Raw genomic sequence first — 13,385 nt, 5'->3', positions numbered from 1 at the left:
ATCGATGCTAGGAATGTTGTTAGATGGCGAGAGCTTAGCAGGCACCGAGTCGGATGGCGATCGTAAATCCGCGCAAAGTTCAGACGCCGGAGATCGAATTCTTGCGGTTTCTCGATCACACCGCTTGCGAGGTCACCGCTCTGCCACTACCTGTTCGATATTGACGGCTATAATATTCCGAAATCCAACACATGGAGACTTCGTTATGAGGCGTTTCCCGAGGGGAACCATAGTTTTCGCCGCCAGCCTTGCCGCCGCAACGCTGTTTGCCTCGCCCGGGACAGCCGCCGCCGAGGACAAGATTGTCCACGACGCTGAGTATTACGTGATCGAAGCACAGCATGGTGAGGAATGGGCCGCCGAAGATACCGCGCTTCAAGCGAAGCTCGACGAGTTGAAGAAGAAACACGGCCACCCCCCCAACCTCATCCACATCATGTGGGACGACACCGCTTTTGGTGATGTGGGCATTCCTGCGGTTCAAAAAGTTCGTGGCCTGACGACGCCAAGCATCAATCGGCTGGCGGAAGAGGGTATTCTGTTTACGCGCATGTATACGGAGGTCGGCTGTACGCCCAGCCGCGCCGCAGTCGTGACCGGGCGCCACCCGATCCGCAACGGCATGTACAATATTGGCATGCTGCTGGAGAGTCACGGCATGCGCGGCGAGGAAGTAACGATGGCCGAGGTGGTTTCCAAGGCCGGTTACAACACCGCGTTCTACGGCAAGTGGCATCTGGGCGACATCGAAGAAAGCTATCCCCACAACCAGGGTTTCGATGAGGCCTTCTTCACCGGCTACAATCAGATCCTGTCGCTGAATACCAAGCTCGCCGAAGGCGCCAATGCGTCAATCGGCCTGCACGAAGACATGCTGCCGCCCGACCCTTACAAGCTCGACGACAGCTTCGTGACCAAAGGCTGGGTGATGATCGCCGAAGGCAAGAAGGGCGAGAAGACGCAGCAATGGGGCGACAATTCCCACGACACCTATATGAAGATCGATCCGGAGGCGCAGAAGCGCACGCTCGACTTCATCGAAAAGAGCGTTAAGGAGGGCAAGCCCTTCTACGTGGCCAACTGGCCGAACCTCGCGAGCTTCCTGCCTAACCCGAATAAGTGTGCGGTCGCGCGGAGCCTCCTACAGGACGGGCTCCAGTGCAACATCGACCCGTTCATCGCAAAGCTTATTGCCAAGCTCGAGGAGCTCGGCATTGCCGACAACACATTGATTGTCGCGATGGCCGACAACGGGCCCATGTCCCACAACCCGCCGCCGGGAATCGGCATGGCGGAGACAATTTTCCGCGGGGGCAAGGGCGACTTTCTCGAAGGAGGCGTCCGTGTGCCGGCGATGGCCTGGTGGCCCGGCGTGATCAAACCCGGCCAGCTGGTCGGCGACATCATCCACGAGGTCGATCTGTTCACGACATTCGCCAACCTGGCCGGTGCGACGCAGTACATTCCTACAGACCGCGTTATCGACGGCGTCGATCAAACGGCGCTGCTGCTGGAGGGCGATACCAACAGCCGGCGCGACTACGTTTTCATCTATGCCGGGCCGAAGCTCGGCGCGACTGTGAAGGGAAACTACAAGCGTCATTGGATCTCGCCCGATCCCGTGGGCGAAGCGAGTGGCATTCCCGCCGCTTTCTACTTCCTCCCAGCAGACCCGCGAGAGAAGACGCCGATGCTAACGAACCTCATTCACTTGAAGAGTCCGTTTAACCGCATGCGGCTCCGGCACGAACTGTGGATGAAGAAATATCCCAACAGCTCAGAGAAGTTCGGAGTGCCCTGGACGGGGATTTCGAACGCCACGCCTGAGATCGAAGCGCTGGGGAAACCGAAGATGGATGTCTCCAAGCTGCCCTTCGACCCTCTCGAATATGTGGAGCATCTCGACGAACTGCCGTTCGATCCGAGCATGGACCCGAGCATCGGGCAGTGACGCAACGAGACAGGGCGGGCGCGAGCCGGCGCGAGGTTCTGACCGGAGCGGTCGTCGTGGGAGCCGCTCCCTTCCTTGGTCGGGCCCGAAATGCTTTGGCGGCGGGGTGCACCGACTCGCTACCGGTCACTGTTTCGGCTTATAGAACCGACCGCGTCGCGGCACTCGCCAATGGCCAGACTGGGATCGACCGCTGCACGGTTACCTTCGAGGAAGACGCCATCGGAGACATGAACAGCCATGCGTTCGATGAGCCCCGCACGCGGACGATTACCGAGATCGGATTGCACCCGTTCATGCTGGCCTATGCCAATGAAGGGTTCCGCGACTATACGCTGCTGCCGATCTTTCTGCTGCGTCAGTTCCGGCACAAAAGCGTCTTCATCCGTACGGATCGAGGAATCGAGCGCCCGGAGGATTTACGCGGACGGCGCGTCGGCACGCCGGGCTATTCCTCGACGTCGCTGACTTGGATCCGAGGAATCCTCGATGATGAATATGGCGTGAAACCGAACGAGATCGAGTGGGTGGTTTCCGCCGAAGACTCCTCGGCCAGCGCTTCGGGCAAGACTTCGGTACAGGAGAACCTCTTCCCCGAGGGCCTCGACATCACCACAGGCCCGGAGGGCCTCGACGACAGCGATCTCCTCGAACAGGGCGTGGTGGACGCACTCTTTCACGCTGCTGAACCGCGCTGCTACCAAGGGGGGAACCCTCTGGTCGGACGGCTCTTTCCAGATCATAGGACTGTTGAACGCGCCTATTTCAAGCGGACCGGCATCTTTCCCATCATGCATGCTGTGGCGATCCGAAGCGATGTGGCCGCCGAGAACCCCTGGCTGCTAAAGGCGGTCTTTGACGGTTTCGTCGAAGCAAAGTCTGCCGCCTACCGGCAGATGGCACAGCTCGGATGGGCCACAAACATGCTTCCCTGGTTCGGACAGGAACTAGAGGACACGAAAGCCCTCATGGGACCGAACTTCTATTCCTATGGCATCGACCGGAACCGCAAAGCGCTCGAGACCCTTTTCCGTTACTCCTACGCACAAGGGCTCGCGAAACGGGAACTCACCGTCGAAGACCTGTTTGCGTCCACAAGCCTTCATTTCGAAGACACCCCCTAGCCCAGAAAACGGGACCTTGAAGGCACCTTTCCCGGCTCAATCAAAGAGTCTTGAGCGGTGGGCAAGAGTCCGCGAAGCAGTTAATCTCAAAGTGATTCGTCCTTGCGGCTGGCGTCCGTCAGCTCGGTTTCGCGTCTAATCGGCGGCAAGCCTTCAGACGCGTAAGTTTCAGAATCGCAAGGGCAACGTCAGACGCGGCGTAGAAGAGCACTGCCGCCGGACGATCGGCATCATAACGGCGGCGTGGAGCGAGGGGGACCATGCGGACCAGCACAGAGGAGGCAACGCCTGAATCAAGGTGGCCTATGACGCTGTCCCGCGTTCTTGCCTACTCCGTTCCGGCGTGGCTGCTGCCCATCCAGAGCGCCCACGCCGAAGACAGCGGCTTCCTCAGCCCCGTGACACTTCTCAAACTCGGAATCGATCTGGGCGTCATTGCCTTTTCGGTCGGCATGATCATCGCATGCCTACGCGCGATCAAACAGGCCCGGGCGCGCGAAGCCACCGCGGCAGCGGAAGCCGAACGCCTGGCCTTGAGCGAAAACACGCTCGAGACCGTTCTTGCCGCCGAACCCCAAGCGCTCCTCACTCTCGGCGAATCGGCCAAGCCCGAACTGCTGGTCTCTAACTTGCCCGGCGCATTCGGGGTGCCGCGCGATGCCATGCGGCTCCTGGCCTTCGAACAATGGCTCGACGACACCTCCGCCGCGGACCTCGAAGCGGCCATGAAGACGCTCGCCGAACATGGCGAGCCGTTCAATCTGATGCTGCACACGAAGCGTGAGCGCTATGTGGAAGCCGACGGACGCACCGCGGGCCACACCCTGGTTCTGAAGATCCGCGATATCGCCGGTCAACGGCTCGAGCTGGCCGAGCTTTCGGTGAAGCACAAGGAACTCGAGAAGCAGGTCGCCGCCCTTCGTTCCCTGCTCGACGAGTCCAAGCGCAACGAGCGCGACAACGCCGAGGCGCGGGCGCTACTCGACACGCACTTCCGGAGCTTCGATCGTCTCGCGACAGCCTTCGCAGTGTTCGACTCCACGCAGCGGCTCGCCCATTACAACCAAGCCTATGTCGATCTCTGGCAGCTCGATGCGGCCTGGCTCGACACACGCCCGCGCGACGGCGAGATACTCGACCGGCTGCGTCAGGCGCGTCGTCTCGAGGAGCGCGCCGAGTTCCGCGTCTGGAAGCAGGATTGGCTATCCGCCTATGGCACCGGCAAGCAGGTCGACGACCGCTGGCATTTGCCGGACGGCCGCATGCTTCACGTGGTGGCCGACGCCAATAGTGATGGCGGCGTGACCTATCTGTACGAGAACGTCACCGAGCACATCGCGCTGGAAAGCCGCTTCAACGCCCTCAGCCAAGTGCAGCGCGAGACCCTGGACACCTTGCGCGAAGGTGTCGCTGTGTTCGGGTCCAACGGACGCTTGCGGCTCTACAATAGTGCGTTCGCATCCATTTGGTGCCTCACGCCAAAGCTCCTCGATGCCGAGCCGCATGTGGACGAAGTCACGGCCTGGTGCAGCCTGCTTTACGATACGCCGGAGGAGTGGGAGCGGACCCGGGCGATCGTCACGTCGATCGTGGCCGAACGGCGCTCCTATGACAGCCAGTTCGACCGCCCCGACGGCACGGTTTTGTCCTGCGCCGCTCTACCCCTGCCCGATGGCGGGACGCTTCTGACCTATTCGGACATCACGGATTCAAAACGCGCCGAACGCGCGCTGATCGAGAAAAACGAGGCGCTGGAAACGACGGACCGTCTCAAGAGCGACTTCGTCTCGCATGTGTCGTACGAACTGCGGACTCCGCTCAACAGCATGCTGGGTTTTGCGCAGATGCTCGTCGAGCCCGTGTTCGGGACCTTGAACGACAAGCAGCGCGAATATGTGAATGACATCCTGTCTTCGGGCATGACGCTGCGCGCCATCGTCGACGACATTCTGGATCTGGCCACGATCGACGCCGGCTCTCTGCGGCTCCAGCTCGCGCCGGTGCATGTGTCGTCCATCATCGAGGCGGCCAAACAGGGCGTCGAGGAACGGCTCAAGCAGAATGAAGTCAGGCTCGATATCGAGATCGAGGACGGGGTTGACGAGGTGTTCGCGGACGCTAGCCGTGTCACGCAGATCCTCTATAATCTACTGGCGAACGCCATCGGCTTCTCGGAGCCGTGCTCCGTGGCCCGCCTAAGGTGCCGGCGCGATGGCGCGATGATCGCCTTCTCCGTGGAGGATGAAGGGCCAGGGATACCAGAGGACTTCCAAGACACCGTGTTCGATCGCTTCGAAAGCCGGACCCAAGGCTCGCGTCACCGTGGCGCCGGGCTCGGACTGTCGATCGTGAGGAGCCTCGCCGAACTTCATGGCGGCACGGTCACGCTCAATAGCGCGACCGGCCGGGGTTCGCGATTTACGGTGCTACTGCCTCTCAGACAGGAATTGGAGGCGCCCGAGACAGAGACGGACCCCATGCGGGCCAAACAAGCCGGATGACCGAAATCTGGAGGCTGGACGGCGTCGATCTGGACCGTCTCGACCGCCTTGCCAGCCGGATCGCGCTCAATCTCAAGAGCGGCGACGTGGTGACGCTGTCGGGTCCGCTCGGCGCCGGGAAGACGACCTTGGCGCGCACGCTGGTGGCCCATTTCGACAAGGGAAGCGAAGTGCCGAGCCCGACCTTCGCGCTGATCCAGCGCTACGAAACGCCGCGCCTGGCCCTCAGCCATTGCGACTTTTTCCGCCTCGATGCCGGCGAACTGGATGAGTTGGGCCTGGACGATGCCTTGGCCGACGGCGCTTTGCTGATCGAGTGGCCCGAACGGGCGGCGGGCTGGCTTCCGCAGGACCGGCTCGACATCGTTTTTGATGAATCGGGACAGCACGAGACGCGCACGCTGGTCCTGACGGGCCATGGAAACTGGGCGAGCAGGTTGCACCGGCTTCAAGCGATGGCAGGCTTCCTAGAGCGCACGGCGTTCGCCGAGGCCGATGCGCTGTATCTGCAAGGAGACGCCTCTGCGCGCGGCTACGCGCGGCTAGTGCTTCCGGACCGGCAGGCGGTGCTCATGAATTCGCCCCGGCAGCCCGACGGGCCGCCGATCCGCGACGGCAAACCCTATAGCGCTCTCGTACATTTGGCCGAAGACATCAAACCCTTCGTCGCTGTTGCCGAGGCCTTGCGGGCACGCGGCTTTTCGGCACCCGAGATCTTAGCGTTCGATCTAGACAAGGGATTCATCGTCCTGGAGGATTTCGGAGACACGGTTTTCAAAGCGGTGCTCGCGCGCGGTGTGAGCCAGCCCGAATTGTGGCGCAAGGCCGTCGACGTCCTGCTCGCACTCTCCGAAGCGCCGCCAGATCCAACGTTGCCGGTGGAGGGTCATAACGCCTACGCCGTTCCCCGCTTCGACGCGGAGGCCATGCTGGTTGAGGCCTCGCTTATCGCAGAATGGCTTTGGCCGGCGGCCCAGGGACAAGACCTCCCCCGAGAGGTCCGGGCAGAGTTCGAATCCCTGTGGCGGCCACATCTAGAGGCGGCCGCGCAGGCGGATCCCGGATGGGTTCTCAGAGACTTCCATTCGCCCAATCTGATGTCATTGCCGGAGCGCGAGGGCATCGGAAACGTCGGCCTTCTGGACTTCCAGGACGCGCTCTACGGCCCCTTGGCGTACGACCTCGTCTCCATGCTTCAAGATGCCCGCCTCGACGTGCCCGAAGCGCTTGAACGGGCCGAACTCGACCGGTACTGTGCCGCCCGTACGGCACGGGGTGGGACTTTCTCAAGCGATGATTTTCGAATGCTCTATGCCACGCTCGGCGCCCAACGGAACTCCAAGATCCTCGGCATCTTTGCCCGATTGGCCATACGTGACGGAAAGCGCGCCTATCTTGAACATATGCCGCGGGTGGCCCGCTATTTGGAACGTAATCTCGCCCATCCGGCGCTCGCCGATCTTCGCGCGTTCTATGCCCGAGCGTTCCCGAGCGCCGAGGATCTGCCGCCTAAATCGCTCTAGAAGGACATCGCCATGACTCTCGCTCGCAGAGCGATGGTACTCGCCGCCGGCTTCGGCGAACGCATGCGCCCCCTCACCGAGACCATGCCCAAGCCCCTCGTGCCGCTTATGGGCCGGACCCTCATCGATCATGTCCTAGACCGTCTCCACGCCGTCGGAGTCGAGACGGCGGTCGTGAACGTGCATTACCTGCCCAAGCAGATCGAAGCGCATATGGCGGCCCGCGCGGACCGAGGCCCGGAAACCGTCATCTCGGACGAGCGCGAACAGTTGCTCAACACGGGTGGGGGTGCCACCAAGGCGCTGCCGTTACTCGGCGAAGGGCCGTTCTTCATCCACAATTCGGATTCGGTCTGGAGCGAGGGCGTGACCCCGGCCCTGCCCCAGATGTTGCGTCAATGGAATCCGGCACTGATGGATTGTCTGCTTCTGCTCGCACCGTTGTCGACCAGCATCGGCTATAGCGGGCGCGGCGATTTCGATATGGAACCGGACGGACGCATCTCGCGGCGTGGCGAACGGCAGGTCGTGCCCTTCGCCTTTGCCGGCGTTTCTCTATGCACGGCGGCGTTTTTTGAAGGCGCGCCCGAAGGCCCCTTCTCGCTGAACCTGCTCTGGGACAACGCCCTTACCAAGGACCGTCTCTACGGCGCGCGCCTGGACGGCCGCTGGATGCATGTGGGTACACCTGACGCCCTCACCGAGGCGGAAGCCTCCTTCGAGCACGAAGGCGCATGAGCAACCCGCGTGTCTGAGCCCCGCGCACAGCCCCGCCTCTACACAATCCCGCCCTCGGCGCCGTTCCTGACGACCTTAGCAAGGGCGATCCTTGCCGGTGATTTGCCTACCCCCGGGGGCATGAAACCCGACCGTCTTTCCCTGCCGCATACCACGATCTATCTGCCCACACGGCGCGCGGCGCGCACCTTGCGTGAAGCGTTTTTGGAAGAGTCCGGCGGCGAGGCCTTGCTGCTGCCCCGTATCCTGGCGCTCGGTCATGCGGACGAGGACGAAGCGCTCATCCTGAACGCGGAGCGGTTCGACGATACCGATACCAACCTCGGCAAACCGGCTATCGAACCCACCGCACGCTTGATCGCGCTGATGCGCATGATTCTGGCCTGGTCCCGTGGCGCCGGGGTGGCAGGGCCGGTCGGACTGCAAGGCCGGCTCCCGATGACCCCGGCACAAGCGGCCGGCCTCGCGGCGGACTTAGCCAGTCTCATGGATGCCGCCGACTCCGAGGAGGCCGATCTCAGCACGCTCGATACGCTCGTGCCGAAAGAACTCGCCGCCCACTGGGCCGAGACGGTGGCCTTTCTCACCATCCTCACCGAGCAATGGCCTAACTTCCTGCATGAGGTAGGTCTCGTTTCGCCGGTCGGCCGGCGCAATGCTCTGATGGCGCAGGAAACGAAGCGCTTAGCTGCGGGGTCGCCCCATCCCGTTATTGCCGCAGGCTCCACGGGCACCGTGCCGGCCACCGCGCGGCTGTTGCAAACCATCGCTCTGCTTTCAAACGGCGCCGTGGTCTTGCCGGGCCTCGATCTGACGCTCGATGCGGAAAGCTGGGAGACGCTCGGTCGCCATCCCGAACATCCGCAAGCTAGCATGGCCGAACTCCTGAAGAAGCTCGACGCAACCCGTGACGACGTCATGCCCGTCCCAGGCAGCGCCCCTGACGGTCCCGAACTGGCCCGGCTGCGCTTGGTGAGCGAGACCTTGCGGCCCGCCGAGACCACGGAACGCTGGCAGCAGGCATTTGAGGGCGCAGGAGACCGGCCCGCTGCTGGCCTTTCCGCCGCGCTTGAAGGGCTCAACCTTGTCGAAGCCCCGACGGCCCATGACGAAGCCGAAGTCATCGCACTCATTTTGCGCGGGTGCATCGAACAGCCGGACAGGACAGCCGCTCTCGTGACTCCGGACCGGGAGCTCGCGCGGCGCGTGGCGGCGCGCCTGAAGGATTACGGCCTCGCCATCGACGACTCCGCCGGGACGCCCATTCGGCGCACCCTGCCGGGTGCGTTTCTCGATCTGATCCTGGCCGCCGTTGAACGTAGTTTCGCGCCGCCCGACCTGATGGCGCTGCTGAAGCACCCGCTGGCGCGTCTGGCCGCGCCGGCGGGCGACATCCGCCGGATCGCGCGTGCACTGGAGCGCGCCATCTTCCGGAAGGACTATCTTGGCCGAGGGCTTGCCGGCACCGCCGAAGCCCTGCGGAGACTTGACCCCAAAGCGCCTTTGACGAAGGCTGAGCGGGCGGAGGCCGCCTGGCTCATAGGGGCTCTTCAGGCGGCGTTGGTGCCACTGGAGGACTTGTTTGGCGATGACGGGGAGCATCACAGCGCAGCAACTCTCGTGCAGGCTCATGCGGCCGCGGCTGAAGCCCTAGCGCGCGACGAGACCGGGGCAGTGCCGCTCTGGGGCGGCGACGCGGGCGAGGCCTTGTCGGTGCTGCTGTCGCGCCTCATCGAGGAGGGCGGCGGGCTCCAACTGCCCGCAGGGAGCTATCCGTCCGTATACCGCACGCTGTTGGCAGGCCAGGCGGTGCGGCCGCGACGGCCCGCCCATCCGCGGCTGTTCATCTGGGGCCAGATGGAGGCTCGCCTGCAGCAACCCGATCTGATGGTGCTGGGCGGCCTCAACGAGGGCTCCTGGCCGAAACGGCAAGAGGCGGACCCGTGGTTGACCCACCCCATGCGCGCCGAACTCGGCCTGTCGTCCCCTGAGCGCCGCATCGGTCTTTCCGCCCACGATTTCGCCCAGGCCCTCGGCGCCAAGTCCGTGGTCTTGAGCCGTGCGCTGAAGGTCGAAGGCGTGCCGACCGTCCCATCGCGCTGGCTTCAGCGGCTGCAGGCGTTGGTCGATGCAGGCGGGCTTCGCGACGAGCTTGCGCCGACCCAGGACTGGGTGGCCTGGGCGCGGGACCGGGACACGATCGAGAAGTTCGCGCCGGCGAAACCGCCAAGGCCCTGCCCGCCCGTCTCGGCGCGGCCGCGCAGCCTGAGCGTCACGCAAATCGAACGCTGGATTGCCAACCCTTACGAGATCTACGCAAGACACATCCTAAAGCTCGTACCCTTGACGCCGCTCGGCACGGCTCCGGACGCCGCCATGCGCGGTTCGGCCTTTCATCTGATCCTGAACCGTTTCACCGAGGCCTATCCGGACGCGCTGCCGGACGACATCGAGGCGGCCCTCGAAGAGCTGGGCGATGCAGTGTTCGACACTCTTGGGGATGATCCGAGCCTACATGCGTTTTGGCGCCCAAGCTTTCAACGCTTCGCCGCGTGGTTCGCCGCAACCGAGCCGGGACGGCGTGCGAACGTCGTAAGGTCTTTGCCGGAGCTCTCCGGGGCGCTGACGCTGCCGTCGGGTTTTCGGCTTACGGCGCGCGCTGATCGCATCGACGAGATGGATGATCGGAGTCTCGTGATCTACGACTACAAGACCGGCGCGCCGCCGGTCCCCAGTCATGTGAAGGAGCTCTACCGGCCGCAGCTGCCGCTCGAGGCAGCGATCGCTCAAGGCGGCGGGTTCGACGCGCTTGGGGGCGCTCATGTGAGCGGCTTGATCTATATTCACGCCTCGGGCCGCGGGGGCGGCGGCGAGCAGCAAGACGCGAGCAAGGAAAGCCCCGATGTCCTTGCCGCGCTCGCACTCGAAAAGCTCGAGTCGTTGATCGCCCATTTCGACAGTCCCGATACGCCCTACGAGGTCAAACGCCGCGCGAACGCCGCCTTTGCGGCGTCCTACCGGGTCGACGACTACGCACATCTAGCCCGTGTGCCGGAATGGCTGACCGAAGGTGAGCGGTCATGACCGAGCCCGCCGAACTCGTTCAGACGGCGGATGCAAATCAAGCGCGCGCCGCCGAGCCGCAGGCCTCCGTCTGGGTGTCGGCCAATGCCGGCACCGGCAAGACGGCCGTTCTAGTGAAGCGCATATTGCGGCTCCTGCTGACCGGCGCCGCGCCCGAAAGCATTCTGTGCCTCACCTACACCAAGACCGCCGCGGCGGAGATGCAGAACCGCTTGCTCAAGACGCTGTCGGGCTGGGCCTTGATGCCCGACGGCAAGCTTCAAGCCGAACTCGGCCAGCTTCTCAAAGAGCCGTTCCACGAAGAGGACATGCAGACCGCGCGGCGGCTTTTCGCACGCGTGCTCGAAGCGCGGGGCGGACTAAAAATCCACACGATTCATGGTTTCTGCGAGAGGCTGCTGCAGCGCTTTCCCCTGGAGGCAACGGTGACGCCGAACTTCACCGTGCTCGACGAGACGAGCGCCACGCGCGCGCGAAACGAGGCCTTCGATACGGTCGCCATGAAGGCCGTTGCGGCTCCGAATAGCCCGCTGGGCCTCGCGCTATCCAAGGTGGTTGGGCTGACCAGCGAAAACCAGTTCCGCGAAGTGGTGGGTGAGATCCTCGCGAAACGCGCGGAGCTTGCGCGGATTGTCCACCGCCATGCAGAGCGCGCGCCAACGGCCCACTGGCCAGACTTGGAGACCCAAGCGCTCAAGACTTTCTTTGGGATCGAGGACAGTGACGAAGACGCGCTCGTCGCAGCTCAATGTTCGGTCCTTTCAGACGAACAGATCAGTACGGCAGCGACAGCACTTTCTACGTTCGGGAACACCAAGACAGACAAAGGTGCTGAGGAAACATTGCGCCGTGCACGTCTCGCCACGGAATCGAACCGCGTGGCGTTGTTGAAAGAGTTCTTTCTGACAAAGAAGGGTGAACCTCGAGCGAAGCTGATTGGAAAGGCAGTTCTTAATGGCGCGCCCGCCACTGCCGCGTTGCTGGACGAGGCGAAGATCGCGTTCGCGCGCATCGAAACGGACCTCGCTCACTTGCGCGTCGTGGAGGCGACCGGCGCGGTGTTCACTTTCGCCGATGCGGTTCAAACCGCTTATGACGTGGAGAAGCGGCGTGAGGCGGCGCTCGATTACGACGACCTGATCGTCAAGACGCTGGATCTCTTGTCGCGCAGTAATGCGGCCGCCTGGGTGCTCTATAAAATCGACGGGGGCATGGACCATATCCTGGTCGACGAAGCCCAGGACACGAACCCCGAGCAGTGGTCCATCGTCGAGGCGCTGGCGGATGAGTTCTTTGCCGGCGCAGGCGCACGGGCGCAGCCCCGGACGCTGTTCGCCGTGGGCGATGAAAAGCAATCGATCTATAGCTTTCAGGGAGCCAACCCCGTGCGCTTCGGCGAGACGGGGCGCAGATTCGGCGCGGCCGCGCAGGCCGCCAAGATGACCTGGCGCGAGGTTCCGCTCAACGTCTCCTTCCGTTCGACCGTCCCCGTTCTGGAGGCCGTGGACCATGTGTTCGCGCAGGATGATGCGGCCTGCGGTCTGACTTTTCTGGAAGGCACGGCCATCCAGCACTATGCCGCCCGCCAGGGACAGGCCGGACTCGTTGAACTCTGGGACGTGGAGACGACGGAGGCACCATCCGCAAGCGCGCCGTTCGAGCCCTGGAACGAAGATGAGAACGGGACCGACGCGCTCGAAGCCCTCTGTCAGCGCCTTGCAGGGCAGATCCGGCATTGGCTGGATACGCGCGAGTTCTTGGAATCCCAGGATCGTCCCATCCGGGCCGGCGATATCCTCATTCTCGTGCGCCGGCGCGAGCCCTTCACCGCGCCGATGATCCGCGCCCTCAAGCGGGCGGAAATCCCTGTCGCCGGTGCCGATCGTATGCGCCTGCTCGAACAGCTCGCCGTGCAGGACCTCATGGCCCTCGCCGACGTGCTGTTGATGCCGGAGGACGACTTGGCCCTGGCCGTCGTGCTCAAGAGCCCTCTTTTCGGCCTCGACGAAACGGCACTGTTCGATTTGGCCCACGGACGCGACGGCTCGCTCTGGACGGCGCTGCAAAGCAATCCCTGTTATGCTGAAGCCTCCAAGACGCTACGCGCGCTGCTGGGCCAGGCCGACATGCTGCCGCCATACGAGTTTTTCGCCGCGCTTCTGGGCGAGGATTCCTTGCGCATGCGCAAGCGCATGCTCTCGCGGATCGGGCCCGAGGCGGCCGAAGCGATCGACGAGTTTCTGGATGCCGCCTTGTCGTATGAGCGCGACGCGGCGCCATCCCTGCAAGGTTTCATCGCCGCCTTGCGCGACGAGAACATCGACGTCAAACGCGATATGGATCAAGACCGCGACGAAGTGCGGATCATGACGGTGCATGGCGCCAAAGGTCTGCAAGCGCCGATCGTGATCATGCCCGACACGTGTTCGGTGCCCCATGGCCAGGGCCCGCAAATCTACCGCGC

7 protein-coding genes are annotated in these 13,385 nt (G+C 63.4%); all 7 read left to right on the top strand.

The annotated features are described in order from the left end of the window. Window positions 1-205 precede the first annotated feature (205 nt). A complete protein-coding gene (locus WBQ77_RS00245) occupies window positions 206-1,951 on the top strand; it encodes a sulfatase-like hydrolase/transferase (RefSeq protein ID WP_424043248.1) in 1,746 nt (581 codons plus the stop codon). Continuing rightward, window positions 1,948-3,075, top strand: coding sequence for an ABC transporter substrate-binding protein (locus WBQ77_RS00240; protein ID WP_424043249.1), 1,128 nt, complete (start codon window positions 1,948-1,950; stop codon window positions 3,073-3,075). The genes WBQ77_RS00245 and WBQ77_RS00240 overlap by 4 nt, the downstream gene beginning before the upstream one ends. 305 nt (window positions 3,076-3,380) lie before the next feature. Next, the gene (locus tag WBQ77_RS00235) at window positions 3,381-5,576 is read left to right on the top strand and encodes an ATP-binding protein (RefSeq protein ID WP_424058393.1); all 2,196 of its coding nucleotides are present in this window, start codon (window positions 3,381-3,383) and stop codon (window positions 5,574-5,576) included. After that, window positions 5,573-7,099: a tRNA (adenosine(37)-N6)-threonylcarbamoyltransferase complex ATPase subunit type 1 TsaE gene (gene tsaE / locus WBQ77_RS00230; RefSeq protein WP_424043253.1), complete on the top strand. Its 1,527-nt coding sequence runs from the start codon at window positions 5,573-5,575 to the stop codon at window positions 7,097-7,099. The genes WBQ77_RS00235 and tsaE overlap by 4 nt, the downstream gene beginning before the upstream one ends. A 12-nt stretch (window positions 7,100-7,111) precedes the next feature. Next, complete coding sequence (locus WBQ77_RS00225) at window positions 7,112-7,837, top strand: nucleotidyltransferase family protein (RefSeq protein ID WP_424043255.1); 726 nt, start codon at window positions 7,112-7,114, stop codon at window positions 7,835-7,837. Between the two features lie 9 nt (window positions 7,838-7,846). Next, window positions 7,847-10,921 (top strand): double-strand break repair protein AddB, encoded by a 3,075-nt coding sequence (addB, locus tag WBQ77_RS00220; RefSeq protein WP_424058391.1) that lies wholly within the window; start codon window positions 7,847-7,849, stop codon window positions 10,919-10,921. After that, on the top strand, window positions 10,918-13,385 hold a 2,468-nt coding region (gene addA / locus WBQ77_RS00215), incomplete at its 3' end, for a double-strand break repair helicase AddA (protein WP_424058389.1). The genes addB and addA, both read left to right, overlap by 4 nt.

This window comes from Methyloceanibacter sp., assembly GCF_049590335.1.
Classification (GTDB): Bacteria; Pseudomonadota; Alphaproteobacteria; order Rhizobiales; family Methyloligellaceae; genus Methyloceanibacter.
Note: the sequence above shows the minus strand (reverse complement) of the source record. Positions and strands in the feature narration are given on the sequence as shown.